General features: G+C 73.9%; 25 protein-coding genes. 17 read left to right on the top strand and 8 right to left on the bottom strand.

Going from position 1 to position 25,385, the window contains the following annotated elements; translation table 11 throughout:
- Positions 1-46: 46 nt before the first annotated feature.
- Together lepA and HGN31_RS11265 are read right to left on the bottom strand one after the other, a co-directional pair.
- On the bottom strand, positions 47-1,846 hold the full coding sequence (gene lepA, locus HGN31_RS11270) for a translation elongation factor 4 (protein WP_043133647.1): 1,800 nt from the start codon (positions 1,844-1,846) through the stop codon (positions 47-49).
- Between the two features lie 39 nt (positions 1,847-1,885).
- Positions 1,886-2,818, bottom strand: coding sequence for a DMT family transporter (locus HGN31_RS11265; protein ID WP_168783239.1), 933 nt, complete (start codon positions 2,816-2,818; stop codon positions 1,886-1,888).
- Positions 2,819-2,872: 54 nt separating this feature from the next.
- Between HGN31_RS11265 and HGN31_RS11260 the strand changes: the two genes are divergently transcribed.
- The gene (locus HGN31_RS11260) at positions 2,873-3,061 is read left to right on the top strand and encodes a cation transporter (RefSeq protein WP_168783238.1); all 189 of its coding nucleotides are present in this window, start codon (positions 2,873-2,875) and stop codon (positions 3,059-3,061) included.
- Between the two features lie 15 nt (positions 3,062-3,076).
- Here HGN31_RS11260 and HGN31_RS11255 read toward each other — a convergent pair whose 3' ends face one another.
- Positions 3,077-3,769, bottom strand: a complete 693-nt coding sequence (locus tag HGN31_RS11255; protein ID WP_036733088.1) for an HAD family hydrolase — start codon at positions 3,767-3,769, stop codon at positions 3,077-3,079.
- Between the two features lie 242 nt (positions 3,770-4,011).
- Between HGN31_RS11255 and HGN31_RS11250 the strand changes: the two genes are divergently transcribed.
- Positions 4,012-4,329 carry a hypothetical protein gene (locus HGN31_RS11250; RefSeq protein WP_139305898.1) on the top strand — a complete coding sequence of 106 codons (318 nt, stop codon included), beginning with the start codon at positions 4,012-4,014 and terminating at the stop codon, positions 4,327-4,329.
- A gap of 51 nt (positions 4,330-4,380) precedes the next feature.
- Positions 4,381-5,082, top strand: a complete 702-nt coding sequence (locus tag HGN31_RS11245; RefSeq protein WP_036701528.1) for an NAD-dependent deacylase — start codon at positions 4,381-4,383, stop codon at positions 5,080-5,082.
- On the opposite strand, the gene HGN31_RS11240 is transcribed toward HGN31_RS11245, so the two are convergent.
- The gene (locus HGN31_RS11240) at positions 5,079-7,511 is read right to left on the bottom strand and encodes a heavy metal translocating P-type ATPase (RefSeq protein WP_168783237.1); all 2,433 of its coding nucleotides are present in this window, start codon (positions 7,509-7,511) and stop codon (positions 5,079-5,081) included. The two genes, HGN31_RS11245 and HGN31_RS11240, sit on opposite strands and share 4 nt — an antisense overlap.
- Positions 7,512-7,947: 436 nt before the next feature.
- Here HGN31_RS11240 and HGN31_RS11235 point away from each other — a divergent pair, with 436 nt between their 5' ends.
- On the top strand, positions 7,948-8,532 hold the full coding sequence (locus HGN31_RS11235) for a L,D-transpeptidase (RefSeq protein WP_036701524.1): 585 nt from the start codon (positions 7,948-7,950) through the stop codon (positions 8,530-8,532).
- Positions 8,533-8,554: 22 nt separating this feature from the next.
- The gene (gene mnmH / locus HGN31_RS11230; protein ID WP_244960986.1) at positions 8,555-9,643 is read left to right on the top strand and encodes a tRNA 2-selenouridine(34) synthase MnmH; all 1,089 of its coding nucleotides are present in this window, start codon (positions 8,555-8,557) and stop codon (positions 9,641-9,643) included.
- Between the two features lie 63 nt (positions 9,644-9,706).
- Here mnmH and HGN31_RS11225 read toward each other — a convergent pair whose 3' ends face one another.
- From HGN31_RS11225 to rpmB, 3 genes are all read right to left on the bottom strand, one after another.
- Positions 9,707-10,270, bottom strand: coding sequence for a copper chaperone PCu(A)C (locus tag HGN31_RS11225; RefSeq protein ID WP_168783236.1), 564 nt, complete (start codon positions 10,268-10,270; stop codon positions 9,707-9,709).
- A gap of 40 nt (positions 10,271-10,310) precedes the next feature.
- Positions 10,311-10,649, bottom strand: coding sequence for a hypothetical protein (locus HGN31_RS11220; RefSeq protein WP_168783235.1), 339 nt, complete (start codon positions 10,647-10,649; stop codon positions 10,311-10,313).
- 202 nt (positions 10,650-10,851) lie between these two features.
- The gene (rpmB, locus tag HGN31_RS11215; RefSeq protein ID WP_036701520.1) at positions 10,852-11,127 is read right to left on the bottom strand and encodes a 50S ribosomal protein L28; all 276 of its coding nucleotides are present in this window, start codon (positions 11,125-11,127) and stop codon (positions 10,852-10,854) included.
- 256 nt (positions 11,128-11,383) lie between these two features.
- Between rpmB and meaB the strand changes: the two genes are divergently transcribed.
- From meaB to serS, 5 genes are all read left to right on the top strand, one after another.
- Complete coding sequence (meaB, locus tag HGN31_RS11210; RefSeq protein ID WP_168783234.1) at positions 11,384-12,430, top strand: methylmalonyl Co-A mutase-associated GTPase MeaB; 1,047 nt, start codon at positions 11,384-11,386, stop codon at positions 12,428-12,430.
- 151 nt (positions 12,431-12,581) lie between these two features.
- On the top strand, positions 12,582-13,646 hold the full coding sequence (locus tag HGN31_RS11205; protein WP_168783233.1) for a bifunctional transcriptional activator/DNA repair enzyme AdaA: 1,065 nt from the start codon (positions 12,582-12,584) through the stop codon (positions 13,644-13,646).
- A 145-nt stretch (positions 13,647-13,791) separates the two neighbouring features.
- Positions 13,792-14,205: a thioredoxin domain-containing protein gene (locus HGN31_RS11200; protein WP_244960984.1), complete on the top strand. Its 414-nt coding sequence runs from the start codon at positions 13,792-13,794 to the stop codon at positions 14,203-14,205.
- Positions 14,202-14,645, top strand: a complete 444-nt coding sequence (locus tag HGN31_RS16795; protein WP_168783232.1) for an ArsR/SmtB family transcription factor — start codon at positions 14,202-14,204, stop codon at positions 14,643-14,645. Before HGN31_RS11200 ends, HGN31_RS16795 begins: the two co-directional genes overlap by 4 nt.
- A gap of 80 nt (positions 14,646-14,725) precedes the next feature.
- Positions 14,726-16,018 (top strand): serine--tRNA ligase, encoded by a 1,293-nt coding sequence (gene serS / locus HGN31_RS11190; protein WP_036712784.1) that lies wholly within the window; start codon positions 14,726-14,728, stop codon positions 16,016-16,018.
- Between the two features lie 37 nt (positions 16,019-16,055).
- Here serS and HGN31_RS11185 read toward each other — a convergent pair whose 3' ends face one another.
- On the bottom strand, positions 16,056-16,874 hold the full coding sequence (locus HGN31_RS11185; RefSeq protein WP_168783231.1) for a hypothetical protein: 819 nt from the start codon (positions 16,872-16,874) through the stop codon (positions 16,056-16,058).
- A 799-nt stretch (positions 16,875-17,673) separates the two neighbouring features.
- Between HGN31_RS11185 and HGN31_RS11180 the strand changes: the two genes are divergently transcribed.
- The 7 genes from HGN31_RS11180 to HGN31_RS11150 all read left to right on the top strand — a co-directional run bounded on the left by HGN31_RS11180 (position 17,674) and on the right by HGN31_RS11150 (position 25,343).
- Positions 17,674-18,528 carry a branched-chain amino acid ABC transporter permease gene (locus HGN31_RS11180; protein ID WP_168783230.1) on the top strand — a complete coding sequence of 285 codons (855 nt, stop codon included), beginning with the start codon at positions 17,674-17,676 and terminating at the stop codon, positions 18,526-18,528.
- A 41-nt stretch (positions 18,529-18,569) separates the two neighbouring features.
- Complete coding sequence (locus tag HGN31_RS11175) at positions 18,570-19,496, top strand: branched-chain amino acid ABC transporter permease (RefSeq protein WP_168783229.1); 927 nt, start codon at positions 18,570-18,572, stop codon at positions 19,494-19,496.
- Positions 19,493-20,221, top strand: coding sequence for an ABC transporter ATP-binding protein (locus HGN31_RS11170; RefSeq protein ID WP_168783228.1), 729 nt, complete (start codon positions 19,493-19,495; stop codon positions 20,219-20,221). Before HGN31_RS11175 ends, HGN31_RS11170 begins: the two co-directional genes overlap by 4 nt.
- Entirely contained in the window at positions 20,214-20,936 is a 723-nt protein-coding gene (locus tag HGN31_RS11165; RefSeq protein WP_168783227.1) for an ABC transporter ATP-binding protein, read from the top strand. Before HGN31_RS11170 ends, HGN31_RS11165 begins: the two co-directional genes overlap by 8 nt.
- 129 nt (positions 20,937-21,065) lie before the next feature.
- Positions 21,066-22,001, top strand: a complete 936-nt coding sequence (gene rbsK / locus HGN31_RS11160) for a ribokinase (protein WP_168783226.1) — start codon at positions 21,066-21,068, stop codon at positions 21,999-22,001.
- Positions 21,998-22,957: a deoxyribose-phosphate aldolase gene (gene deoC, locus HGN31_RS11155; RefSeq protein ID WP_168783225.1), complete on the top strand. Its 960-nt coding sequence runs from the start codon at positions 21,998-22,000 to the stop codon at positions 22,955-22,957. Before rbsK ends, deoC begins: the two co-directional genes overlap by 4 nt.
- Before the next feature lie 10 nt (positions 22,958-22,967).
- A complete protein-coding gene (locus tag HGN31_RS11150) occupies positions 22,968-25,343 on the top strand; it encodes an aldehyde dehydrogenase family protein (RefSeq protein ID WP_168783224.1) in 2,376 nt (791 codons plus the stop codon).
- Positions 25,344-25,385: the final 42 nt, after the last annotated feature.

Here is a 25,385-nt window from a genome sequence, read left to right as displayed (position 1 = left end):
TTTATGGCAGATTAAGAAAAGCTTAGCCGGGGAGATAACCATCCCCTCACCCATCCATCTTCAACGCCGAGATAAACGCCGACTGCGGGATCTCCACCTTCCCGAACTGGCGCATCTTCTTCTTCCCCGCCTTCTGCTTCTCGAGCAGCTTCTTCTTCCGCGTCGCATCCCCGCCATAGCACTTCGCCGTCACGTCCTTGCGCAACGCCGCCAGAGTCTCGCGTGCGATCACCCGGCCGCCGATCGCGGCCTGGATCGGGATCTTGAACATGTGGCGCGGGATCAGCTCCTTGAGCTTTTCCACCATCACCCGGCCGCGCGCCTCGGCGCGGTCGCGGTGGACCATGATCGACAGCGCGTCCACCGGCTCGTCGTTCACCAGGATCGACATCTTGACCAGGTGATCCTCGCGGTATTCCGAGATCTGGTAGTCGAAGGACGCATAGCCCTTGGTCACCGATTTCAGCCGGTCGTAGAAGTCGAACACCACCTCGGCCAGCGGCAGGTCATAGACCACCATCGCCCGGCTGCCGGCGTAGGTCAGGTCCAGCTGGATGCCGCGGCGGTCCTGGCAGAGCTTCAGCACGTCGCCCAGATACTCGTCCGGGACCATGATCGTGGCCTTGATCCGCGGCTCCTCGATATGGTCGACCAGCGTCAGGTCGGGCATGTCGGCGGGGTTGTGCAGGTCGCGCACCTCGCCGTCGCGCATGTAGAGCTTGAACACGACCGAGGGCGCCGTGGTGATCAGGTCGAGGTCGTACTCCCGCTCGAGCCGGTCGCGCACCACCTCGAGATGCAGGAGGCCCAGGAACCCGCAGCGGAAGCCGAAGCCGAGCGCGGCCGAGGTCTCCATCTCGTAGCTGAAGGACGCGTCGTTCAGCGCCAGCTTCTCGATCGCGTCGCGCAGGGCGTCGAAGTCGTTGGCGTCGACCGGGAAGAGGCCGCAGAACACCACCGGCTGGGCGGGCTTGAAGCCGGGCAGCGGGGTGTCGGTGCCCTTGCGCTCATGGGTGATGGTGTCGCCCACGCGGGTGTCGCGGACCTGCTTGATCGAGGCGGTGAAGACGCCGATCTCGCCGGGGCCGAGTTCGGGGATGTCCTTCATCGCCGGCGTCAGCACGGCCAGCTTGTCGATGCCGTAGACCGCGCCGGTCTGCATCATCTTCACCCGGTCGCCCTTGCGGATCACCCCGTCCATGACCCGGATCATGACGACGACGCCCAGATAGGCGTCATACCAGCTGTCGACCAGCATCGCCTTGAGGGGCGCGTCGCGCTCGCCCTTGGGCGCGGGCAGCCGGGTCACGATGGCTTCCAACACGTCGGGGATGCCAAGGCCCGTCTTGGCCGAGATCATCACCGCGTCCGAGGCGTCGATGCCGATCACGTCCTCGATGTTCTCCTTGACCCGCTCGGGCTCGGCCGCGGGCAGGTCGATCTTGTTCAACACCGGCACGATCTCGTGCCCCGCGTCGATCGCCTGATAGACATTGGCGAGCGTCTGCGCCTCGACGCCCTGTGAGGCGTCCACGACCAAGAGCGAGCCCTCGACCGCGCGCATCGAGCGGCTGACCTCATAGGCGAAGTCGACGTGGCCGGGGGTGTCGATCAGGTTCAGCGTGTAGGTCTGGCCGTCCTTGGCGGGATACGAGATCCGCACCGTGTTGGCCTTGATGGTGATGCCGCGTTCCCGCTCGATGTCCATGCTGTCGAGCAGCTGCTCCTTCATGTCGCGCTCGGCGACGGTGCCGGTCATCTGGATCAGACGATCGGCCAGCGTGGATTTGCCGTGGTCGATATGGGCCACGATCGAGAAATTGCGGATGAGGGAAAGCTCGGTCATGGCCGGGCTATACAGGGGCCACGGCCACGCGGGAAGGGGTCAGACGCGCGTCCCCGGCGGCGGCCCCGCGGCGCGGGCGCGGCGGCACTCGCGCCACATGGCAAAGCTGCCCGCGCCGACGATCACCGCCGCCCCGGCGAGGGTCGCGGCATCGGGGCGTTCGCCGAAGAACGCCACGGCGAGGACGAGGGTGAAGACCAGCCGGGTATAGCGGAACGGCGCCACGGCCGAGGCCTCGCCCACCCGCGTCGCGCGCACCATCATCGCGTAGCCGAGCGTGCCGACCAGCACCGCGACGACAAGGGCCAGCGCCTCGGCGCGGTCGGGGACCAGCATCGCGCGCCCCTCGGCCGCCGCCAGCGCCAGCCCGCCGGGGATCAGCGCCGCATAGGCCGAGGCCGAGAGCTGGTGCGACGGCACGTGCCGCGGCATCCGCCGGGTCGAGAGGTCGCGCAGCGCCAGCCCCGCCACCGCCACCAGCGCCAGCAGAGAGGCGGGCTGGAACGCCGCCGTGCCCGGCCGCACGATCATCAGCACCCCCGCGAACCCCGCGAGGATCGCCGCCCAGCGCCGCCAGCCCACCCGCTCGCCCAGAAACAGCGCCCCGCCCATCACCAGCGCCAGCGGCAGCGCCTGCAGGATCGCCGAGGCCGAGGCGAGGTCGCTCAGCGCCAGCGCCGAGACGAAGCAGAGCGTGCCGAGCAGCTCGCCCGCGTTGCGCAGCACCACCGCCGGACGCAGCAGGTCGCGGGTCCAGAGCCGGCCGCCGTCGCGCGCCAGCAGCGCCCAGAACACCGCAAGGCCAGCCACCCCCAGCGCCGCCACGATCTGCCCCGCGCCCAGCCGCACGCCCAGCACCTTGATCGCGGCATCCTCGACCGCGAACATCGCCATCGCGCCGGTCATCCAGCCGGCGGCGCGCAGGTTGCCGAGGTCGGGTGCCGTGGGGGTGGGGCGGGTGCTGGCGGTCATGGTCCGGGCGATGCTAGAGTCGTCCCGCAGCGTCAAGCCGGGAAAGGATGCGCGATGAGGTTCCACGTCGAGGACATGACCTGCGGCCATTGCTCCGCCGCCATCGAAAAGGCCGTCGCCGCGGCCGGCGGCCGCGCCACCGCCGATCTCGCCAGCAAGATCGTCACGGTCGAGGAACTGGGCACCGCCCGCGCCGCCGAGGTGATCTCGGCCGAGGGCTACACCCCCGTTCCGCTGGACTGACCGCCCCGCTCGCCGTCAGCCGCCCGCCTCGATCCGCGCGATCAGCGCGGGCAGCGCGGCGATCCGGTCCAGCCGGTGGAAGCGCGGGTGATCGGGGTCCGCGGCATCCTCGTGCGCCCACCCGAGCGCCGCGGGGATCAGCACCCCGTGGCCGCCGATCTCGATCACCGGCAGCACGTCCGAGCGCATCGAGTTTCCCGCCATCAGGAACCCCTCGGCCGCGATCCCGGCCCGGCGCAGCACGGACAGGTAGGCCGCGGGCGTCTTGTGCTGGACGATCTCGACCTTGTCGAAGGCCTCGGCCAGCCCCGAGGTGGCGAGCTTGCGCTCCTGATCCAGCACGTCGCCCTTGGTGATCAGGATGAGCCGGTGTCCGGCGAGCCCCGCCAGCGCCTCCTCGACGCCCGCGAGCAGGCGGACCGGGTGGCGCAGCATCTCCTGCCCCAGCGCCAGGAGCCGGGCCGTGACCGGGCCGGGCAATTCGCCCCCGGTCAGTTCCAGCGCGGTCTGGATCATCGACAGCGTGAAGCCCTTGATCCCGTAGCCGTAGATCTCGAGGTTGCGGATCTCGGTGTCGTAGAGCCGCGCGCGGATGGTGGCGGGGTCGGCATGGTCCGACAGCAGGGCGACGAAATCGTCCTGGGTCAGATGGAAGAACGCCTCGTTCTCCCACAGCGTGTCGTCCGCATCGAGGCCGATGGTCAGCATGGTCCCGCGCCTAGACCGCCCCCGGCCGCGGCGCAAGCCGGCCTCACGCCCGGGTGATTCGCGCGTGAGGCGAGCGGGAACGCGCGGGATGCCACAATATCTGGTGGGCGGGCGGCGGAGACCCTACCGCTTGTGTCCTGCGACATCGGGACGATTGTCGCAACGCCCCGGATTTGGTATCGGAAGCCCATGACCAACGACTGCCGCCAAGGCAGCTTTCCCGGGGACAGGAGCCTGACGCCATGCTGAAATCATCGGTGCTGAAGCCTGCCGTGGCCGTGGCCGCGATCCTGATGACCGCGCCCTTCGCCGTCGCGGGTCCGGTGGACAACGCCTGCGTGCGGTCCGAACGCGGCGCCCGCAACCCGGCGCTCTGCGGCTGCATCCAGCAGGTCGCGGACATGACGCTGTCGCGCGCCGACCAGCGCCGCGCCGCGGGCTTCTTCCGCGACGCCCAGCAGGCGCAGGACGTGCGGATGTCGAAGAGCGCCTCGGACAACCAGTTCTGGGACCGCTACAAGAACTTCGCCGCCGCGGCCGAGGCCTATTGCGCGCGCTGACGCCCCTGCCCTGTGATCGTCCCTGACGCTCGCCGCTGAAAGACCGCGCCGATGGCCCGCCGCCCTGACCGCATCGTGGTGCTGACCGGCGCCGGGCTTTCGGCCGAAAGCGGCATCGCCACCTTCCGCGACGCGGGCGGGCTGTGGGAACAGCACCGGGTCGAGGACGTGGCCACGCCCGAGGCCTTTGCCCGCGACCCCGACCTCGTGCTGCGGTTCTACGACCTGCGCCGGGCCGCAGCCGCCGCGGTGGCGCCGAACCCCGCCCATCATGCGCTGGCCCGGCTGAGCCATGCGGCCGGCGTCACGCTCATCACCCAGAACGTCGATGCGCTGCTCGACCGGGCCGGGGCGCGGGACGTGATCCACATGCACGGCCGGCTCGACAGCGCGCTCTGCGCCGCCTGCGGGCACCGCTGGCCCGCGCCCGAGACGATGCCGCGCGGCACCCGCTGCCCGGCCTGTGGCGCCCCCGCCGCCCGGCCCGACATCGTCTGGTTCGGCGAGATGCCCTATCACATGGACCGGATCGAGGCCGCGCTGGCCGAGGCCGACCTGTTCGCCGCCATCGGCACCTCGGGCCAGGTCTATCCGGCCGCGGGCTTCGTCGATCTGGCCGCCGCCATGGGGGCCGAGACGGTCGAGCTGAACCTCGACCCCACCGCGCCGGGCCGGTTCGAGCGCACCATCGCGGGGCCGGCGGGGACCACCGTCCCCGCGTGGGTCGACAGCCTGATCGGCCCGCAGGCTTAGGCAAACCGCCTGAGCCGCAGCGCGTTCGTCACCACGAAGACCGACGACATCGCCATGGCGCCTGCGGCGAGCACCGGCGAGAGCTGCGGCCCCCCGAAGGGCACCAGCGCCCCCATCGCCACCGGGATCAGCGCGGCGTTGTAGGCAAAGGCCCAGAACAGGTTCTGGCGGATGTTGCGCATCACCGCGCGGCTCAGCCGGATCGCCCGCGCGACGCCCGCCGGATCGCCCGAGGCGAGCACAACCTCGGCCGCCTCGATCGCCACATCGGTGCCCGAGCCGAGCGCGATGCCGGTCTCGGCCGCGGCCAGCGCCGGGGCGTCGTTGATCCCGTCGCCGACGAAGACGCTGCCCCGGCCCATCGCCCGGATCGCCTCGAGCTTGCCCTCGGGCAGCACGCCCCCGGTCACGTCGTCGATCCCGAGCCGCCGCCCGACCGCCTCGGCCGCCGCCGGCACGTCGCCCGAGATCATCGCCACCTTGAGCCCCAGCCGGTGCAGCGCCGCGACGGCCTCGGCCGAGCTGGCGCGGACCGGGTCGGCCATGCCGAGCACCGCGACATGGGCGCCGTCCACCGCCAGGTGCACCGGCGTCGCGGCCTCGGCCGCCAGCGCCTCGGCCCGCGCGGCGAGCCGCGGGGCCAGCGCCACGCCTAAGCCGGCCAGGGCGCCGGCGTTGCCGATCAGCACCGCGCGCCCCTCGACCGAGGCCGAGAGCCCCTGCCCCACCGCCGCCCGGACGCCTGTGGCCTGCGGCAGCGCCAGCCCCCGGTCCCGCGCCGCGGCCAGCACGGCGGCGGCGAGGGGGTGCTCGCTCAACGCCTCGGCCGCGGCCGCCAGACGCAGCGCCTCGGCCTCGTCCATGCCCTCGGTCTCGAGCGCCACCAGCGCCGGGCGCCCCTCGGTCAGCGTGCCGGTCTTGTCGAACCCCACCACGCGGGCCTCGGCCAGCCGCTGCAGCGCGTCGCCGCGGCGGAAGAGGATGCCCAGCTCGGCCCCGCGCCCGGTCCCGACCATGATCGAGACCGGCACCGCGAGCCCCATCGCGCAGGGGCAGGCGATGATCAGCACCGCCACCCCGGCGACCAGCGCCGGGGCGAGGCCGTGGCCGAAGACCAGCCACAGGCCAAAGGCCAGCGCGGCGAGCGCCATCACCACCGGCACGAACACCCGCGTCACCCGGTCCACCATCGCCTGCACCGGCAGCTTGGTGGCCTGCGCGTCCTCGACCAGCCGCACGATCCGGGCGAGCGCCGTGTCGGCGCCGGTCGCCGTCACGCGATAGGTCAGCGCCGCGGGGCCGTTGACCGTGCCGCCGGTCACCGGGTCGCCGGGCCGCTTGACCGCGGGCACGGGCTCGCCGGTCAGCATCGCCTCGTCGATGGCGCCCTCGCCCTCGGTGATCTCGCCGTCCGCCGCCACGCGCGCGCCGGGCTTGAGCCGCACGAGGTCGCCCGGCACCAGCTCGGCCACCGGCAGCTCGACCTCGACCCCGCCGCGCATCACGGTGGCGGTGGCGGGGGCGAGCTCCACCAGCCGCCGGATCGCCTGCCCCGCCTGCCCGCGGGCGCGGGCCTCGAGCCAGCGGCCCATCAGGATCAGCGTGACGATGACCGCCGCGGCCTCGAAATAGACGTGCCGCGCCTCGGGCGGCACCAGCCCGGGCGCCAGCGTCACCACGCTGGAATAGAGGAACGCCGCGCCGGCGCCGAGCGCCACGAGGCTGTTCATCTCGGGCGCGCCGCGCAGCAGCGCGGGGATGCCGTGGGCGAAGAACCCCCGCCCCGGCCCGACCAGCACGGCGAGCGTCAGCAGCATCTGCCCGAGCCACAGCACCTGTTCATCGACGCGGTGCATGAGCCAGTGGTGGAAGCCGGGGATCATGTGCCCGCCCATCTCGGCCACGAACACCGGCAGGGTCAGGACCGCGGCGAGGATCAACCGGCGGCGCAGCGCGGCGGCCTCGTCGGGGGCCGCCGCGGCGGGCGCGCCGTCCGAGGGCGCCGTCGCCGGATAGCCCGCCCGCGTGACCGCCCCGGCGAGCGCCTCGGGCGAGACGCCGGGGGCGTGGGTGACGCTGACCGAGCGGGTGGCGAGGTTCGCCGCCGCCCCGGTCACGCCGGGCAGCGCGGTCAGCGCCCGCTCGACCCGGCCGGTGCAACTGGCGCAGGTCATCCCCTCGACGCTCAGCCGGGTGGTGCTCAGCGCCGCAGGATAGCCCGCGCGCTCGAGCGCGGCGAGCGCCGGGGTGACCGCGGCCGGGTCATCCAGCCGCACCCGGGCGCGGCGGGTGGCAAGGTTCACACTCGCCCCCGCCACGCCCGGCACGGCAATCAGGGCGCGCTCGGCCCGGCCGACGCAGGCCGCGCAGCTCAGGCCCTCGACGGGAAACTCGATCTCTCTGGTGTGGGTCGTGCGGGGTTCGTCCATGTCATCCTCTCTGGTCCGGTCGCGGGGGCGGGTCCAGAGGGGACGGGCGGCGCCTGCGGACAGGGCGGCGGATGGGAGAGGTCCAAGAGCAGCACCGGCGGCACGACGCGCAGCGGCCGGCGCGAGGGACGCGCCGCGCGGCGGCGGCCCGCGGCATGGCACCGGCAGGCCCGGTCGCCGCGCCCGCGGCACAGCGCGGCCGGACGCCGCGCTTCGCGGCGCGGACGTGCGCGGGGCGCAGGCGCGGGCAGATCGGCGGTGCGGGGGGTGCAGCAGGGCATGGCGGGCTCCTCGACCCCGCCGAGATGGGCATCTGCGCCGCGCTTTGCAACCGCCGTGACCCCGTCACGCGGCTGTGGGTTGATCCCGGGCGGCGGTCGCGCTAGCCGGGACGGCAAACGTTTCCGACAGGAACGGCCATGAGAAGGAACGGGGCATGAACCGCCGCCAGATGCTGATGCTGACCCTGCCGCTGATGGCCGCCCCCGGCCTGCTCGCGGCCGCGCCCGCCGCGAAATCCTCTGCCAAGACCCCGCCGGCCAAGGGCAAGGGCTACGATCCGCAGCCGACCGAGGTGCCGATCCGCGACGGGTTCGAGGTCGGATCGATCGTCGTCGTCTCGGGCGACTACTACCTCTACCACGTCGTCGCCCCCGGCCGGGCCATCCGCTACGGCGTCGCCGTCGGCAAGGACGAGCTGGTGTGGAAGGGCCGCGCGCTGATCGGCCGCAAGGTCGAGTGGCCGTCGTGGAAGCCCACCCCCGCGATGATCGAGCGCAAGCCCGAGCAGTACGGCAAGTGGAAGGACGGGATGCCCGGCGGGCCGAAGAACCCGCTCGGGGCGCGCGCGCTCTATCTCTACACGGCCGGCGGCAACGACACCTCGATCCGCATCCACGGCACGACCGAGCCGGGTTCGATCGGGCGCTCGGTCTCGAACGGCTGCATCCGGATGCGCAACGAGGCGGTGATGGCGCTGTTCGACCAGGTCCCCGTCGGCACCCCGGTCTACGTCTACTGATCCGCCCACGGAGTGACACCCCGTGCCGCTGAGCACGTTCCGCCCTGCCGCGCTCGGGGATCTCGCCGCGGCGGCGTTCGACACCATCATCGACGCCCGCTCGCCCGGCGAATACGCCGAGGATCACCTGCCCGGCGCCATCAACCTGCCGGTGCTGGACGACGCCCAGCGGGCCGAGGTCGGCACGATCTACAAGCAGGTGGCGCCGTTCCAGGCCCGCAAGATCGGCGGCGCGCTGGCGGCGGCCAACATCGCCGCCCATGTCGCCGGCCCGCTGGCCGACCGCGACGGGGCGTGGCGCCCGCTCGTCTATTGCTGGCGCGGCGGCCAGCGGTCCGGCGCCTTCGCCACCATCCTCGACCAGATCGGCTGGCGCACGGCGCGGCTCGACGGCGGGTGGAAGGCGTGGCGCGCCCTCGTCAGCGCGCAGGTCGAAGAGGCGGGCTCGCCCGCCCCGGTCGCCGTCCTCGACGGCAACACCGGCTCGGCCAAGACCGAGATCCTCGCCCGGCTCGCGGCCCGCGGGGTGCAGGTGATCGACCTCGAGGGGCTGGCCAACCACCGCGGCAGCCTGTTCGGGGCGATGCCCGGCGGGCAGCCCGCGCAGAAGCTGTTCGAAAGCCGGTTGGCGATGGCGCTGTCGGCGCTGGACCCCGCCCGGCCCGTGGTGGTCGAGGCGGAAAGCTCGCGCATCGGCGACCTGATCCTGCCCCGCGCGGTGTGGAAGGCGCTGTGCGCCGCGCCGCGGCTGCGGATCGAGGCGCCGCTCGCCGCCCGCGCCGCCTATACCGCGCAGGCCTATGCCGACGCGGTGGCCGAGCCGGGGCGGGTCGAGGCGACAATCGCCCGCCTCGCCCGGCTGCAACCGGCCGAGCGGATCGCCGACTGGCAGCGCCTCGCCCAGGCCGGCGCCTACGAGGCGCTCGCGGCCGGGCTCATGGCCGACCACTACGACCCGCGCTACGGCCGCCAGCGCGCCCGCCACGAGGCCCACGAGCGGGCGGTGATCCCGGTCGCCGCGCTGACGCCCTCGGGGATCGAGGCCGCCGCCGCTGCCGTCGAGGCCGCGCTGCCGGGCCTGTTCGCCGCCGACGCCCCCCAGGCGGACTGACCCGCGCAACGCGAAACGCGGGCCTGTCGCCAGACCCGCGCCCGTGGTTCGGCCGAGACGGCCTCAGTTGCTGGGGGCCATGCCGCCGTGCATCATGTGGTCGTGGTGCATCTGGCCCATGCCGCCCATGCCGCCCATGCCCATCGCCGGCCCCTTCGGCCCGGCGTTGTTGTCGATGGTGACGCTCAGCGGCACCCTGCCGCAGGCGCCGAAGTCGAGCGTCATCGCCACGACCTGCCCCTGCGCCACCGGCGCCTTGGGCTTCATCAGCATGATGTGGTCGCCGCCGCGCTCGAGCGCGTGGGTGCCGGCGGCCGGGATGGTCATGGCGTCGACCTTGACCATCTTCATCACGCCGCCCTCCTCGAGGTGGGTGTGCAGCTCGGGGGCGTCGAAGCCCTCGGCGGTCAGCCCGGTCAGCTCGCAGTCGGCGGTGCCGGCGTTGGCGATGGTCATGAACGCCGCGCCCACGTCGGGGTTGGTCGAGCGGGCATAGGCGTCGGTGATCGTCAGCACCGACGGGGCGGCGGGGGCCGCTGCGGGCGTCTGGGCGGTGGCGGCCGAGGTCAGCGCGGCGAAGGGCAGGATCGCGGCCAGCGCCGCGGCGGTCAGGAAGGTCCGGGTCATCGGAGGTACCTTTGAAGTCGAAAATGAGGTGAGGGTTCGGTCAGGCGCGCGCCGCGGCCGGGGGGCCCCGCGCCTGCGGCCCCGGCATCGCCCGCGCGACCACCGCAGGGCCGGGCGCGGCGACGGGGCGCTCGACCCGCGCGACGCGCTGCGGCAGGGCCGGGGGCGGCGCGGCGAAGCCCGCGAGGAACAGCGGCGCCATGTCGGGACAGACCGAGCTGTGCCGCACCGGGGCGCCGTCCGGGCCAGTCTGGACCACCAGCACCGCGCCCCCGGCGCACAGCACGACCTCTCCGCCCAGGCGCAACTGCCCGCGCGCCGCCCCGAGCCCGAGGCTCGTGACGACCAGAACGCAGATCAGCAGAAGGCGGGTCAGCATCGGCATCGCCCTTTGACTACCCCGCCGCCGGGCCTGCGCCAAGAGCGCCGCCGCCCGCCGCGGCAGAGCGCCGCGGACGACCCCGACCGGCCGGCGTACTTCCGGACCAGAAAACGCGCAAAACCCCGCCCCCGGTCAGGGGCAGGGCCACGCGAGCACCTCGCGCCGGGGCCAGCCGGCCCCCGGCGCACCGGCGTCGGGATCAGGCCTTGGCGAGGTCGCGCTTGATCTTCAGCGCGCGGGCCGAGAGCTCGTCGTCCTTGGCCTTCGCCAGGAACGCGTCGAGCCCGCCGCGGTGATCGACCGAGCGCAGCGCCGCGGCCGAGATCCGCAGCGAATAGCTTTGCCCCAGTTTGTCCGACATCAGGGTGACGTCGTTCAGGTTGGGCAGAAAGCGGCGGCGGGTCTTGTTGTTGGCGTGGCTGACGTTGTTGCCAGTCATCGGCCCCTTGCCGGTCAGTTCGCAAACGCGCGACATGATCGTTTTCCTTCGTTGCAGCACCCGGCCCCGATGCGGCATGGACGCCGAAGCGGGGGCCGGAAAATGAAAGGGCGCCGCGACGCAGCGCCCGGAAATCCGTTGCGGGGGAATAGGCAAGCGCCGCCCCCCCGTCAAGCCCGAATCGCGCGGTTCCGGCCGCATCCCGGCGCCCGGCCCGAGGCGGCAAACCCTTGGCAAGCCGCCCCCCGCCCCCTACCACTTGCCCCGCCTCTTCCTGCGCCAAAGGCCCGCGATGCCCGACACCTCAGCCGAGACGATCGCCCAACCCGCCCCCAAGTCCGCACCCGTGTCCGCCCCCGAGACCGCCCCCGACACCGCGGCCGCGGCGCTCGCCCGGCGGGTGGCCGCGGGCGACCGCCGGGCGCTGGCGCGGGCGATCACCCTGGTCGAGAGCACCCGTCCCGACCACCGGGCCGAGGCGGTGGCGCTGCTCGCCGCGCTGCCTGACCGGCAGGCGCTGCGAATCGGGCTCTCGGGCACCCCCGGGGTCGGCAAGTCCACCTTCATCGAGGCATTCGGCCTCATGCTCACCGGCCAGGGGCTGCGGGTGGCGGTACTGGCCGTGGACCCCTCGTCGGCGCGCTCGGGCGGCTCGATCCTCGGCGACAAGACCCGGATGGAGCGGTTGAGCCGCGACCCCGCCGCCTTCATCCGCCCCTCGCCCAGCCGGGCCGAACTCGGCGGCGTCGCGCGCCGCACGCGCGAGACGGTGCGGCTGGCCGAGGCGGCGGGCTATGACGTGGTGCTGATCGAGACGGTGGGCGTCGGCCAGTCCGAGACGCTGGTGGCCGAGATGTCCGACCTCTTCGTGCTGCTGCTCGCCCCCGCAGGCGGCGACGAGCTGCAGGGCGTCAAGCGCGGCATCATGGAGATCGCCGACCTGATCCTCGTCAACAAGGCCGACGGCGAGCTGCGCCCGACGGCGCTCAGGACCGTGGCCGACTATGCCGGCGCGCTGCGGCTGATGCGCAAGCGCGCGGGCGACCCCGAGGGCTTTCCCAAGGCGCTGCCGGTGTCGGCGGTGGCGGGCGACGGGCTGACGGCGGCCTGGGCCGAGATGCAGGCGCTGACCGACTGGCGGCGCGCCCAGGGCGTCTTCGCCGCCCGCCGGGCCGAGCAGGCCGAGGGGTGGTTCCTGGCCGAGGTCCGCGCCGGCCTCCTCGCCCGCCTGGCCGAGGAGCCCGCCGCCACCACCCTGCGCCGCCTGGGGGCCGAGGTCGCCGCCGGCCGCACCGACCCGGTGGCCGCCGCCGCCGAGATGCTGGCGACGCTCGGGTGACCGCGCCCGTCCACGCCGCCCCCTTCTTTCTTGCCCAAATATCCTGGGGTCCGGGGCAACGCCCCGGTCCGGCGGCCGATCCCCTCGCCGCGCCGGATGCCGCGCCCGATCCGCGGCCCCGCCGACGCGCGAATCGGCTAGAGTGAGGCGCATGGACAGCCTCTTCCCCCTCCCCGATCCCGCCACGCTGCACGCGGCCCTGCTGCGCCGCGACCCGGCCTATGAGGGCCGCGCCTGGGTGGGCGTCACGACCACCGGCATCTTCTGCCGCCTGACCTGCCCGGCGCGTAAACCGCGGCCCGAGAACTGCCGCTGGTTCGACAGCCCCGCGGGCGCGATGGCCGCGGGCTTCCGCCCCTGCCGGCGCTGCCACCCCACCGGCCCCGAGACCGCCGCCGATCCCGCCGTGCAGCAACTCACCGCGGCGCTCGCCGCCGATCCGGGGCGGCGCTGGACGGAAGCCGACGTGGCGGCGTTGGGCCTCGACCCCTCGACGGTGCGGCGCGCGTTTCGCCGCCACGCCGGGATGACCTTCCTCGAACTCGCCCGCCAGACCCGGCTGCGCGAAGGGATGCGTGGGCTCTCGGCCGGCGCCCCGGTGATCGCGGCGCAGCTCGACGCAGGCTTCGACAGCGCCAGCGGCTTCCGCGACGCCTTCGCCCGGCTCTTCGGCCACCCGCCCGCGGCGATGCGGGGGGGTGAGCCGGGGCTGCACGCCGAGTGGATCGACACGCCGCTCGGCGGGATGATCGCCGTCACCGACCCGCAGCACCTGCACCTGCTCGAGTTCACCGACCGCAAGGGCCTCGCCGCCGAACTGCGCCGGCTGTCCGCGGGCGCAGGCGGGCGGATCGGCCTGGGCCGGACCCCCGTGACCGACGCGGCCGAGGCGCAGCTCGGCCGCTATTTCGCCGCCGAGAGCGGGGCCTTCGACCTGCCGCTGAAGCTGCACGGCACGCCCTTCCTGCGCGAGGTCTGGCGCGCGCTGCAGACCATCCCGCCGGGCGAGACGGTCAGCTATGGCGCGCTCGCCGCCCGGATCGGCCGCCCGACCGCGGCGCGGGCGGTGGCGCGGGCCAACGGCGCCAACCAGATCGCCATCGTCATCCCTTGCCACCGGGTCATCGGCGCGGACGGGACGCTGACCGGCTATGCCGGCGGGCTGTGGCGGAAGCAGGCGCTGATCGGGATCGAGCGCCAACTGGCGGGACGCTGAGCCGCCCGGCACGGCCGCACCGGCGCGCCCCGTGGCCACCGGGCTGCGGGCATCCTGACGCCGCGCCAGCCCCCTGCCCCGCCGCCTTGCGCGAAAACCGCCCCGGCCCTAGATTTGGCGGATCATCCGGCAAGGACACCGCCTCGTGCAGCGCCGCAACTTCATCGGGACGCTCGGCCTTTCGGTCGCAGCCGCCGCGCTCGGCGGGGCGGCCTCCGCGGCGACCCGCGCGGCGCCCCCCGACCTGCCGCGCCACGGCCGGGCGCTGGTGATGGTCGATCGCGCCGGCTGCCCCTACTGCACTGCGTGGAAGCGCGAGATCCTGCCCGGCTACGCCACCCACCCGACCGGGCGCAGTCTGCCGCTGGCGCTCGTGCCGCTGGACGGGCCGTGGCCCGACGGGCTGGCGCTCGCCCGCGCCCCGGCGATCACGCCCACTTTCCTGATCCTGCAGGACCGCATCGAGGTCGCCCGGATCGAGGGATACCCCGGCGCCCGCCACTTCTGGCCCGAGATCGAGGCGCTGCTGGCCCGCCCCGCCGCGACGGGGGCGCCATGACGCTGACCAACAGCCCCCGCACCGCCGCGCGACCCGCCCCCCGTGACGGGGCCGAGCCGGTCGCGGACCCCGATCTGCGCGACGGGGCCGCCCCCAACGGCCTCGACCCGAGCGCCCCCGCCTCGAACGGCGCCGCGCCCGACGCCGACAAGGGCGACCTGACCGGCCGCGTGGGCGAGGCGACCGCGCTGCTCAAGGCGCTCGCGCACGACGGGCGGCTGATGATCCTCTGCCACCTCGCCGCGGGCGAGCGCAGCGTGGGCGAGCTCGAGGCGCTGCTCGACCAGCGCCAGGCGACGGTCAGCCAGCAGCTCGCCCGGCTGCGCGAGGACGGGCTGGTGCAGTGCCGCGCGCACGGCAAGTCGCGGCTCTACAGCATCGCCGATCCGCGCGCGGCCCGCGTGGTGGAACTGCTCTACGGGATGTTCTGCCGCACCTGACCGCGGGTGCCGCCACCCTTCCGCTGCCCCGGCGGCTGGGCTATGGGGGCGCACCCCTGCCTTGCCGAAAGGACCAGCCCATGCACGACATCCGCGTGATCCGCGACGACCCGACCGGCTTCGACGCCGCGCTGGCGCGCCGGGGGCTGGCGCCCGTGTCGCCGCAGATCCTCGCCCTCGACGCCGAGCGCCGCGCCCGCATCAACGCCGCCGAGACCGCGCAGGCCGCCCAGAACCGCGCCAGCAAGGAGGTGGGGGCCGCCAAGGCCAAGGGCGACGAGGCCGCCTTCGAGCGTCTGCGCGCCGAGGTCGCCGAGACCAAGGCCGAGGTCGCCGCCAGCCGCGCCGCCGCCGAGGCGCTGGACCGCGAGCTGCGCGACCTCTTGATGACCATCCCCAACCTGCCGCTGCCCTCGGTCCCCGAGGGCGCCGACGAGAGCGACAACGTCGAGCTGCGCCGCTGGGGCACGCCGCGCGACTTCGACTTCACCCCCGTTGAGCATTTCGAGATCGCGGGCGTCCGCGGCGGCATGGATTTCGCCACCGCCGCCAAGCTGTCGGGCGCGCGCTTCGTGGTGCTGTCGGGCGCCGTTGCCCGCATCCACCGGGCGCTCGCGCAGTTCATGCTGGACCTGCACGTCGACCGCCACGGGCTGACCGAGACCTGGACCCCGGTGCTGGTCCTGCCCGAGATGATGGAGGGCACCGGCCAACTGCCGAAGTTCGGCGAGGACAGCTATCAGACCCGCGAGGGCTGGTGGCTGATCCCCACCGCCGAGGTGACGCTGACCAACACCGTGAACGGCGAGCTGGTCGAGGCCGCCACCCTGCCCCGCCGCATGGTCGCCCATTCCCAGTGCTTCCGCTCGGAAGCCGGCAGCGCCGGGCGCGACACCGCGGGGATGCTGCGCCAGCACCAGTTCGAGAAGGTCGAGATGGTGTCGATCACCGACGCCGCCGCGGGCCTCGACGAGCACGCGCGGATGACAGGGTGCGCCGAGGCGGTGCTCGAGGCCCTCGGCATCCCCTACCGCACCATCGTCCTCTGCACCGGCGACATGGGGTTTGGGGCGCGGATCACCCATGACATCGAGGCATGGCTGCCCGGTCAGGACCGCTTCCGCGAGATTTCCTCGGTCAGCTACTGCGGCGATTTCCAGGCCCGGCGGATGAACGCCCGCTACCGCCCCGAGGGCGGCGGCAAGCCCGAGTTCGTCCACACGCTGAACGGCTCGGGCCTCGCCGTCGGGCGGACGCTCATCGCGGTGCTCGAGAACGGCCAGCAGGCGGACGGCTCGGTCGAGCTGCCCGCGGCGCTGCACCCGTGGCTCGGCGGCGCCACGCGGCTCTCGCCCGAGGGACGGCTGGTCTGAACCGGCGGGGGCGGGGCGTCGGTCCTGCCCCCCCGCCTCAGGTCGTGACCCGGACCAGCACCACGGCCAGCGCCGAGATGCCCAGCACGCAGGCGGTGGCGATGACGATGCTGGCGCCTGCGGTGGCGGCGGCAAAGCCGATCATCGCCCAGATCAGCGCCAGCGCGAAGCTGACCGGCCGGTTCATGGCGAGCTGCCCCCAAGCGCCCAGCAGCGCCGCGGGTAGCAGGCCCAGCAGCACCGACCGCTCGACCCCCAGTCCGAAGTGGTGGTGGACATACATCCCCACCGCCGAGGTCGCCGCCATCAGCACCCACCCTGCGATGAACCCCATCGGCAGGTCACCCACGCCCGGCGGCCGGGCAGACGGCGCGGCCGCGTCCTCCTCCCACCCGCGCCAGCCGTCGCGGGTCGGCTGGCCGTTGGCGATCAGCCCCGCGATCAGCAGCCCGCAGGACAGCGCCGCAAGAGCGAGCCCCGCAAGCGGGGCGGGGTTCAGCACCCACGGCCAGGCCGCGGCGAGCAGCAGGCCGCCGATCTGCATGGCCGGCAGCCGCGCCGGCTCAGGCCCCCGCCGGGGGCGCGCGGCGTGCAGCACCGCGGCGAGGATCACCGCCGCGAGCAGCGCCCAGAGCACCGGGTTCGAGGGCTGCGTCACCGGCCCGAGCAGGTTGGCGCGCACGGCGGGCTCGACATCGGCCAGCGTCTGGAACGCCACCCCGGCCCGGTCGAGCACCGCCCGCTCGGTATGCAGCTCTCCCCTCAGGGTCGAGGTCCGCAGCGCCGTCAGCAGCGCCGAGATCGCGAAGGATCCGGCGGCAAAACTCTCGGCAGTGGCGAGCGCGGTGCGAGTCATGCTGGGCCAACGACGCGCCCCGCGAGTCGGGTCCGCGGGACGGGTGAAAATTACCCGTGAGGAGTCGGGAACTCTCCCGGACGCGGTGTCGGCCTGGGCTGGTTGCGTGGCACTGGTGAGGGCGCTGGGCGGGCAGATGGATGACGTGTGACGATGCGTCACCGGAGCGCGAGGCGCTTTGGTCGCTGGGATGACACACCGGGTTCGGGCAGCAGGACGAAGGGGCGCGAGACGTGAGATGTGAGGGGAGCGGAACGTCATCGGATAATCGGACGATCCGATGATCAGGTGATCAGGGCGGGTGATCAGGCACAGGTCGCCTAGAGCGGGATATCCGCTCACGTGCGTCTCCCCGACAGCATCGCCGGCTGAGCCGACCGGTCATGTGCTCAGTCCAAGACCGGCAGCGAACCCGGTGGCACGATCATGCCCTCGGACACTCCCCAAGACCTCCGACTCTCCCAATAGATGAGTTCCGCCGCGAGACGTCAGCCGCCCGCTGCGCTCCGCACCCGCCCGTTTCCGCCTCCCCCATCCATTGGTGGCTTTGAGCCGACACCCTCCACGGCGACCCCCGCCTCGAAAGCTGACGACCCACCGCACCGCATCGCCCCGCGCCCGCGCACCACTCGCCCCCTTCCCCGCACTGCCCGCATCCGCCCCGCACTCGTCTCCCTCCCCACTCCCGCCCCAACCCCACCGTCGCTAACTCCCCCACCCCCTCCCCTCCCCCCCCCCTTCCCCCCGCGCAACCTTTGCGCCATGACACCGCGTCCGCCCCGCCCCAACCGACGCGCCCATGCTCACCATCCTCTTCGACGGCCTCGCCTACGGGATGCTGCTCTTCGTCCTCGCCGTGGGCCTCTCGGTGACGATGGGGCTGATGAACGTGGTCAACCTCGCGCACGGGGCCTTTGCCATGCTCGGCGGCTACGTCACCGCGCTGCTCGTCGGGCGGGCGGGGGTGCCGTTCCTCGCCACGCTGCCGCTCGCCTTCGCGGTCGCGGCGCTGGCGGGTGGGGTGGCCGAGCGGCTCGTCTTCCGCCCGCTCTACCGGCGGCCGCATCTCGATCAGGTGCTGGCCTCGATCGGGCTGGTCTACGTCGCCATGGCCGCGGCGAGCTGGCTCGTCGGGCCGCAGCCGCAGCTCATCGCCCTGCCCCAGTGGCTGCAGGGCCGGATCATGCTGGGCGAGGTCGGCCTCGGCCGCTACCGGCTGTTCGTGATCGTCGTCTGCCTCGGCCTCGCGGCGCTGCTGCACCTTGGGCTGGTCCGCTCGCGCTTCGGGCACAGGCTGCGGGCGGCGGTGGACGATCCCCGCGCCGCGCGGGGGCTGGGGATCGACCCGGGGCCGATCCTCGCCGCGACCTTCGCGGTCGGCTCGGGGCTGGCGGGGCTCGGCGGGGCGCTGGGGCTTGAACTGATGGGCGTCGATCCGTCCTATCCGCTGCGGCTCATGGCGCTGTTCCTGATGGTCGTCGCGGTGGGCGGGACCGAGGGGCTGGCCGGGCCGCTGATGGCCGCGCTGCTGATCGGGGTCGCGGACACGGCGGGCAAATACTACCTGCCGGCGCTGGGAGGGGTGACGATCTACCTCGTCATGATCGCCGCGCTGGTGCTGCGCCCGCAGGGGCTTGCGGGGCGGCGGGCATGAGCGGGACGGGCACGCATACGCCGGGCCCACGCCGGCCGGGCATGACCACCGGGCGCCTGATCCGCGCCGCGTTGTGGCTCGTCGCGGGGGCGAGTCTTGCGCTGCCCGGCCACCACCTCATCGCGACCGAGATCGCCATCCTCGCCCTCTTCGCGCTGTCGCTCGACCTCATCCTCGGGTTCGCCGGAATCCTGTCGCTCGGCCACGGCGCCTTCTTCGGGGTCGGCGCCTACACGGCGGGCCTCGTCTCGACCCGCTGGACGGCCGAGCCGCTGACCGGGCTCGCGCTCGCGGCGGGGGCGACGGGGCTGCTGGGGCTGGTCACCGGGCCGCTGCTGGTGCGGCGGGCCACGGACCTCTCGCGGCTGATGGTCACGCTGGCGGTGGCGATGCTGGTCCATGAGGCCGCGAACCGCGCGGGCGGGCTGACCGGCGGCGCGGACGGGTTGCAGGGCATCCTGACCGCCCCGCTGCTGGGCCGGTTCGAGTTCGACCTCGCCGGGCGCACCGGCCACGCCTATGCGCTGGTGGTGCTGGCGGCGGGGGTGCTGGTCGCCACCCGCGTCACCGGCTCGGGCTTCGGGCTGGCGCTCAGGGCGATCCGCGACAACCCGCTGCGGGCGGCGGCGGTGGGGGTGCCGGTCGGGCGCCACCTCGTCGCGGTCTATGCGCTGTCGGCGGCGATGGCCGGGGTGGCGGGGGCGCTGATGGCGCAGACGACGATGTTCGTCTCGCTCGACGCGGTGGCGCTGCACCGCTCGGCCGAGGTGCTGATCGTGCTCGTGCTCGGCGGCACCGGCTGGGTCTATGGCGGGCTGCTGGGCGCGCTGGTCTACCGGCTGGCGCAGGACGGGCTGGCGACGCTTTCGCCGGCCTACTGGCAGTTCTGGATGGGGCTGCTGCTCATCGCCGCGGTGCTGATCGGGCGCGAGCGGATCGCGGCGGCCCTGCGCGGGGCGCGGCCATGACCGCGGCGCTCGAGACGCAGGGGCTGGGGCTCGACTTCGGCGGCGTGCGGGCGGCGGACGGGGTGAGCCTCAGCCTTGCCCCCGGCGCGCGAGCGGCGCTGATCGGGCCGAACGGGGCCGGCAAGACGACGCTCATCAACCTGCTCTCGGGGGCGCTGCGGCCGGCGCGGGGGCGCATCCTGATGGGCGGGCGCGACGTGACCCGGGCGGGCCCGGCGGCGCGGGCGCAGGCGGGGCTGTCGCGCAGCTTCCAGGTGGCGCAGCTCTTCCCCACCCTCACCCCGGCCGAGTCGGTCGCGCTCGCCATCCGCGCCCGGCGCGGGCGGCAGGACGCCGCCGCGCGCGCCGCCGAGACCGCGGCGGTGCTCGGCCAGTTCGCGCTGGCCGAGGTCGCCCATCGCCCCGCGGGCCAGCTCGGCTACGGCCAGCAGCGGCTGGTCGAGCTTGCCATCGCGCTGGCCGGCGGCCCGTCGGTCCTGCTGCTCGACGAACCCGCCGCCGGGCTGGCCGAGGCCGAGCGGCAGGCGCTGCGCGCCACCCTCGCGGCGCTGCCGCGCAGCGTCTCGGTGCTGCTGGTCGAGCATGACATGGACCTGGTCTTCGCCTTTGCCGAGCGGATCGCGGTCATGGCCGCCGGCCGCATCATCGCCGACGGCCCGCCCGCGGCCATCGCCGCCGATCCCGCCGTCCGCGCCGTCTATCTAGGCAAGGCCGCCGATGCCTGACCTGCTCACCGTCGAGGGGCTGGGCGCCGGCTACGGCGCGGTGCAGGTGCTGCGCGAGGTCTCGCTGACCCTCGGGCCGGGCGAGGGGCTCGCGGTTCTGGGCCGCAACGGCGCCGGCAAGACGACGCTGATCGAAACTCTCATGGGCCTGACCACCCGCTTCGCCGGGCGCATCACCCTCGGCGGACGCGACCTGACGGCGCTGCCGCCCGAGGCGCGGGCGGCGGCGGGGCTGGGCTGGGTGCCGCAGGGGCGGCGGGTGTTCCGTTCGCTCAGCGTGGCCGAGAACCTGACCGCCAGCGCCCGCCCCGGCCCCTGGACGCAGGCCCGGGTCGAGGCGCTGTTCCCGCGTCTGGCCGAGCGGCGGGCGCAGCCGGCGGGGGCGCTGTCGGGGGGCGAGCAGCAGATGCTCGCCATCGGACGGGCGCTGATGCTGAACCCGTCGGTGCTGCTGCTCGACGAGCCGACCGAGGGGCTGGCGCCGGTCGTCGTGCAGGGGCTGGCCGGGGTGCTGGCCGGCCTGCGGGCCGAGGGCATGGCGATGGTGATCGTGGAACAGCACGCCCGGCAGGCGCTGGCGCTGACCGACCGGGCGCTGATCCTCGCCCGCGGGCAGGTGGCGCTGACGGGCGAGAGCGCCGCGCTGGCGGCCGATCCGGCGATCCTCGCGGCCCATCTGGGCGCCGTGGGGTCCGGCCGGACCGCGGCGGGTTGAAGCGTAAGGGGCCCGCGCCGTAACGTGGCGCGGGGCGGACGGCGCGAGGGGCAGCGTGGCAGACGAGCGACTGACGATGACTTCCGGCGCAGCCCCCGGCCCGCAGCGGCCCCGCGCGGCGGCGTCGGCATGACCGGCCGCCGCATCGCGGTGATCGGGTCGAACAACCACGACCTCGTCACCTATGTCACACGGATGCCCGTCCCGGGCGAGACAGTCGAGGCGCCTGGCTTCGAGATGGGGTTCGGCGGCAAGGGCGCCAACCAGGCCATGGCCGCCGCCCGGCTGGGCGCGCCGGTCACGATGGTGACCTGCGTCGGCGACGACATGTTCGGCACCGCCACGCTCGCCAATTTCGCGCAGAACGGCATCGACGCCACCCATTGCCGGGTGGTCCCCGGCACCCCCTCGGGCGTGGCCCCGATCTTCGTCGAGCCATCGGGCGAGAACGCGATCCTCATCGTCAAGGGCGCGAACGCGGCGCTCTCGCCCGCCGACATCGACGCGGCGGCGGACGACCTCGCCGGCTGCGGGCTGATGCTGCTGCAGCTCGAGGTGCCGCTCGAGACGGTCCATCACGCCGTGGACTTCGCCGCGCGGCACGGGATCACCTGCATCCTGAACCCCGCCCCGGCGATGCCGCTGGACTTCGCGCGGCTCAAGGGGCTCGACTACCTCGTGCCGAACGAGACGGAGCTGGCGCTGATGACGGCGATGCCGGTCGAGACCGAGGACCAGATCGCCGCCGCCGCCCGCGCGCTGATTGCCCGCGGGGTGCGGCAGGTCATCGTCACGCTCGGCGGCCGCGGGGCGCGGCTGGTCACGGCCGAGGCGGTGCAGGTGATCCCGCCGGTCGCCGTCGCGCCGGTCGATACCACGGGCGCGGGCGACGCCTTCATCGGCAGCTTCGCCGCGTTCCTTGCCCAAGGCGCGGCGCCCGAGGCCGCGCTGACCCGCGCCGCACGCTATGCCGCCGACAGCATCACCCGGCGGGGCGCCCAGAAATCCTATGCCAGCGCCGCGGACTTCGCGCGGTTCGAGGCCGAGCACGAGGCCAGACCATGACCGACAGCCCCTCTCGCAACCCCGGCATGGCGCTGGACGAAAGCTGGTTCGACGCCGTCCGCGTCAACCGCCCCGCGGCCGAGCGGCGCGCCGCCCAGATCGGCACCCGCCGCGGGGTGAAGAAGGCGCATCAGGCGGCCTGGCTCGTCCACGCCATCCGCTGCATCGACCTGACCACGCTGGCGGGCGACGACACGGCGGGCCGGGTCCGCCGGCTCTGCGCCAAGGCCCGCGCGCCGCTACGCCCCGACCTGGTCGAGGCGCTGGGGATCGGCGACCTCGGGCTGACCACCGGGGCGGTCTGCGTCTATCCGACGATGGTCCCGCACGCCGTCGCGGCGCTCGAGGGGTCGGGCATCCCCGTCGCCTCGGTCGCCACCGGTTTCCCGGCCGGCCTCATGCCGCTCAAGCTGCGGCTGGCCGAGATCGAGTGGGCCGTGGCCGAGGGCGCGGCCGAGATCGACATCGTCATCACACGCGAATACGCGCTGACCGGCCAGTGGGACCGCCTGCACGACGAGATCGCCGCCATGCGCGCGGCCTGCGGGGCGGCGCATATGAAGGCGATCCTCGCCACGGGCGAGCTTGGCACGCTCACCAATGTCTATGCCGCCTCGATGGTGGCGATGCAGGCGGGGGCGGACTTCATCAAGACCTCGACCGGGAAAGAGGCCGTCAACGCGACGCTGCCCGTGGCCCTGACCATGATCCGCGCGATCCGCGACTATCAGGACCGCACCGGCACGCTGATCGGCTACAAGCCCGCGGGCGGCCTCAGGACGGCGAAAGAGGCGACCGTGTGGCTGTCGCTCATGCGTGAAGAGCTGGGGCTGCGGCACATGCAGCCCGACCTGTTCCGCATCGGCGCCAGCTCGCTTTTGGCCGACATCGAGCGGCAGATCGAACACGCCGTGACCGGCCGCTACGCCGCGCTCAGCCACCATGCGACGGCCTGAGGGGGACGCCATGAACATCACCGAACTGCTCACCACGATGGAATACGGACCGAACCCCGAGGCCGCGGACGAGGCGCAGGCGTGGCTTGACGCGCGCACCGACTGGCCGGGGCATTTCATCGGCGGCGCCTTCCGCCCCGACCCCGGCGCGCCCCTGATCGCGGTCGAGAACCCCGCCACACGGGCCGTGCTGGCACGGATGCCGCAGGCCTCGGCCGAGACGGTGGACGCCGCCGTGGCCGCCGCCCGCGACGCGCTGCCCGGCTGGCAGGCGCTGGGGCCGCAGGGCCGGGCGCGGGTGCTCTATGCGCTGGCGCGGCATCTGCAGCAGCGGGCGCGGTTCCTCGCCGTGCTCGAGACGATGGACAACGGCAAGCCGATCCGGGAAAGCCGCGACATCGACCTGCCGCTGGCGGCGCGGCACTTCTATCACCACGCCGGCTGGGCCGCGGCGCTCGAGGCCGAGTTTCCCGGCGCCGCGCCCTGGGGGGTCTGCGCGCAGGTGATCCCGTGGAACTTCCCGCTCTTGATGCTGGCGTGGAAGATCGCCCCGGCGCTGGCCGCGGGCAACACCGTGGTGCTGAAACCGGCCGAGCAGACGCCGCTGACCGCGCTCGCCTTTGCCGAGCTCTGCACCGAGGCGGGGGTGCCCGCGGGGGTGGTCAACATCGTCTTCGGCGCGGGCGAGACCGGCGCGGCGCTGGTCGCCCACGCGGGCGTGGACAAGGTCGCCTTCACCGGCTCGACCGAGGTCGGCCGGGCGATCCGCCGCGCCACGGCGGGGTCGGGCAAGGGGCTGACGCTGGAACTGGGCGGCAAGTCGCCCTTCGTGATCTGCGCCGATGCCGATCTCGAGGCTGCGGTCGAGGGGGTCGTGGACGGCATCTGGTTCAACGGCGGGCAGGTCTGCTGCGCCGGCTCGCGGCTTCTGGTGCAGGAGGGCATCGCCGAGCGCTTCCACGCAAGGCTGCGCGACCGGCTGGCAAGGCTGCGGGTTGGCGATCCGCTGGACAAGTCGACCGACATCGGCGCCATCGTCTCGGCCGAGCAGCTTGACCGCATCGCCGGGCTGGTGGCCTCGGGGCAGGCCCAGGGCGGCACGCTGCACCGCGCCGACGCCCCCCTGCCCGAGACCGGCCATTTCTGCGCGCCCGGGTTCTTCACCGGCAGCGAGGCCGCATCGCGCGTGGCGCGCGAGGAGATCTTCGGCCCCATCGCCGTCTCGATGACCTTCCGCACCCCGGACGAGGCGGTGGAGCTGGCCAACAACACCGCCTATGGCCTTGCCGCCTCGATCTGGTCCGAGAGCCTCACGACCGCGCTGGACCTCGCGGCGCGCATCCGGGCCGGGGTGGTGTGGGTGAACGGCACCAACCTGCTCGACGCCGCCGCCCCCTTCGGCGGGATGAAGGAAAGCGGTTTCGGCCGCGAAGGCGGGCGCGCGGGGCTGGCGGGGTATCTGCGCCCGGCCGGCGACGCGGCGCCCACGGCGGGGGCGCCGGTCGAGGCCCCCGCGGTGGATTTCGCCACCCCGACCGCGGGCACGCCGGCGGCGGACGAGGGGATCGACCGGACGCTCAAGCTCTATGTCGGCGGCAAGCAGGTGCGCCCCGACGGCGGCGGCAGCTACGCGGTGACGGACGGCCAGGGGCGGCTGGTGACGCTGGCCGCGCGGGCCAACCGCAAGGATGTGCGCAACGCCGTCGAGGCGGCGGTCAAGGCCGGGGCCTGGGCGCGGATGACCGGGCACGGGCGGGCGCAGGTGCTGTATTTCTGGGCCGAGAACATGGACCAGCGCCGGGCGGGGCTGGCCGACAGCCTGACCCGCGCCGGGCTGTCGGCCGAAGCCGCGGCGGCCGAGGTATCGGCGTCGATCGACGCGCTGATCCTCGCCGCGGGGCTCGCCGACAAGATCGGCGGCGAGGTCGCGCAGGTGGCGCAGGACCGCATGGTGGCGCTGGCGATGCGCGAGCCGTGGGGCACGGTGGGGCTGGTCTGCGGGGAGGCCGCACCGCTCTCGGGGCTGGTCGCGGCAGCCGGGGCGCTCATGGCGGCGGGCAACCGCGTGGTGGCGATCCCGGCGCCGCGGCATGCGCGGGCGGCGGGCGATCTGGCGCAGATCCTCGCCACCTCGGACGTGCCGGGCGGGGCGCTGAACCTGCTCACCGGCGATCCCGCCGAACTCGCCCCGGCGCTGGCTTCGCATGACGAGGTCGACGCGCTCTGGCTTGCCGACTCGCGGCTGCGCAAGGTCGCCGAGACCGCCGCCGCCGGCAACCTCAAGCCGGTGGTCGTGGGCACCCCCACCCCCGACGCACCCGGGGTGCGGCGGATGCTCGACGCGGCGACGCAGCGCAAGACGGTGTGGATTCCCTACGGCGCCTGAGCCCGCGCCCCTGCCATTCTTCCCTGCGCAAATATCCTGCGG

This window comes from Paracoccus sanguinis (assembly GCF_012689545.1).
GTDB classification, from domain to species: domain Bacteria; phylum Pseudomonadota; class Alphaproteobacteria; order Rhodobacterales; family Rhodobacteraceae; genus Paracoccus; species Paracoccus panacisoli.
Note: the sequence above shows the minus strand (reverse complement) of the source record. Positions and strands in the feature narration are given on the sequence as shown.

What these genes read in the sequence shown, in the direction of transcription:
- lepA (WP_043133647.1), bottom strand. Translation starts at nt 1,846, where the DNA reads ATGACCGAGCTTTCCCTCATCCGCAATTTCTCGATCGTGGCCCATATC.
- HGN31_RS11265 (WP_168783239.1), bottom strand. Translation starts at nt 2,818, where the DNA reads ATGACCGCCAGCACCCGCCCCACCCCCACGGCACCCGACCTCGGCAAC.
- HGN31_RS11260 (WP_168783238.1), top strand. Translation starts at nt 2,873, where the DNA reads ATGAGGTTCCACGTCGAGGACATGACCTGCGGCCATTGCTCCGCCGCC.
- HGN31_RS11255 (WP_036733088.1), bottom strand. Translation starts at nt 3,769, where the DNA reads ATGCTGACCATCGGCCTCGATGCGGACGACACGCTGTGGGAGAACGAG.
- HGN31_RS11250 (WP_139305898.1), top strand. Translation starts at nt 4,012, where the DNA reads ATGCTGAAATCATCGGTGCTGAAGCCTGCCGTGGCCGTGGCCGCGATC.
- HGN31_RS11245 (WP_036701528.1), top strand. Translation starts at nt 4,381, where the DNA reads ATGGCCCGCCGCCCTGACCGCATCGTGGTGCTGACCGGCGCCGGGCTT.
- HGN31_RS11240 (WP_168783237.1), bottom strand. Translation starts at nt 7,511, where the DNA reads ATGGACGAACCCCGCACGACCCACACCAGAGAGATCGAGTTTCCCGTC.
- HGN31_RS11235 (WP_036701524.1), top strand. Translation starts at nt 7,948, where the DNA reads ATGAACCGCCGCCAGATGCTGATGCTGACCCTGCCGCTGATGGCCGCC.
- HGN31_RS11225 (WP_168783236.1), bottom strand. Translation starts at nt 10,270, where the DNA reads ATGACCCGGACCTTCCTGACCGCCGCGGCGCTGGCCGCGATCCTGCCC.
- HGN31_RS11220 (WP_168783235.1), bottom strand. Translation starts at nt 10,649, where the DNA reads ATGCTGACCCGCCTTCTGCTGATCTGCGTTCTGGTCGTCACGAGCCTC.
- rpmB (WP_036701520.1), bottom strand. Translation starts at nt 11,127, where the DNA reads ATGTCGCGCGTTTGCGAACTGACCGGCAAGGGGCCGATGACTGGCAAC.
- meaB (WP_168783234.1), top strand. Translation starts at nt 11,384, where the DNA reads ATGCCCGACACCTCAGCCGAGACGATCGCCCAACCCGCCCCCAAGTCC.
- HGN31_RS11205 (WP_168783233.1), top strand. Translation starts at nt 12,582, where the DNA reads ATGGACAGCCTCTTCCCCCTCCCCGATCCCGCCACGCTGCACGCGGCC.
- HGN31_RS16795 (WP_168783232.1), top strand. Translation starts at nt 14,202, where the DNA reads ATGACGCTGACCAACAGCCCCCGCACCGCCGCGCGACCCGCCCCCCGT.
- serS (WP_036712784.1), top strand. Translation starts at nt 14,726, where the DNA reads ATGCACGACATCCGCGTGATCCGCGACGACCCGACCGGCTTCGACGCC.
- HGN31_RS11185 (WP_168783231.1), bottom strand. Translation starts at nt 16,874, where the DNA reads ATGACTCGCACCGCGCTCGCCACTGCCGAGAGTTTTGCCGCCGGATCC.
- HGN31_RS11180 (WP_168783230.1), top strand. Translation starts at nt 17,674, where the DNA reads ATGCTCACCATCCTCTTCGACGGCCTCGCCTACGGGATGCTGCTCTTC.
- HGN31_RS11175 (WP_168783229.1), top strand. Translation starts at nt 18,570, where the DNA reads ATGACCACCGGGCGCCTGATCCGCGCCGCGTTGTGGCTCGTCGCGGGG.
- HGN31_RS11170 (WP_168783228.1), top strand. Translation starts at nt 19,493, where the DNA reads ATGACCGCGGCGCTCGAGACGCAGGGGCTGGGGCTCGACTTCGGCGGC.
- HGN31_RS11165 (WP_168783227.1), top strand. Translation starts at nt 20,214, where the DNA reads ATGCCTGACCTGCTCACCGTCGAGGGGCTGGGCGCCGGCTACGGCGCG.
- rbsK (WP_168783226.1), top strand. Translation starts at nt 21,066, where the DNA reads ATGACCGGCCGCCGCATCGCGGTGATCGGGTCGAACAACCACGACCTC.
- deoC (WP_168783225.1), top strand. Translation starts at nt 21,998, where the DNA reads ATGACCGACAGCCCCTCTCGCAACCCCGGCATGGCGCTGGACGAAAGC.
- HGN31_RS11150 (WP_168783224.1), top strand. Translation starts at nt 22,968, where the DNA reads ATGAACATCACCGAACTGCTCACCACGATGGAATACGGACCGAACCCC.